We start from the raw sequence: 300 nt of genomic DNA on the forward strand, positions 1-300 counted from the left end.
AACGGATTGTCAGGGAAGTCGGCGACCCCGTCGTATTCCGCCGACACCATGACCACGTCGTAGGGCGTGACCGGAAGGGTCGGACGATAGCTCACCAGCGAGTAGTACACCCGGCTCGGTGAGCCGTAGATCATCACGTTCATGTGATCGGGATCGGGGGGCGTCAACCCATCGGTGGTGTTCTCTCGATCGACCTCAAGGTGCTTCAGCGCATAGATCACCGACGGCGCCCCCTTGGACACCCCGCCGATGGTCATCACGGTTCCGGCCGGCTGCGCGTAGACCGCGTTGTACAGGTTG

At 62.3% G+C, this 300-nt stretch carries 1 protein-coding gene; it reads right to left on the reverse strand.

Features of this window, described 5'->3' with window-relative positions; all coding sequences use genetic code 11:
• Nucleotides 1-300 (reverse strand): PE-PPE domain-containing protein (locus H7I57_RS23905; protein ID WP_264026556.1); only part of this gene is annotated, 300 nt, incomplete at both ends.

Source organism: Mycolicibacterium pyrenivorans (assembly GCF_025821625.1).
GTDB lineage: Bacteria > Actinomycetota > Actinomycetes > Mycobacteriales > Mycobacteriaceae > Mycobacterium > Mycobacterium pyrenivorans.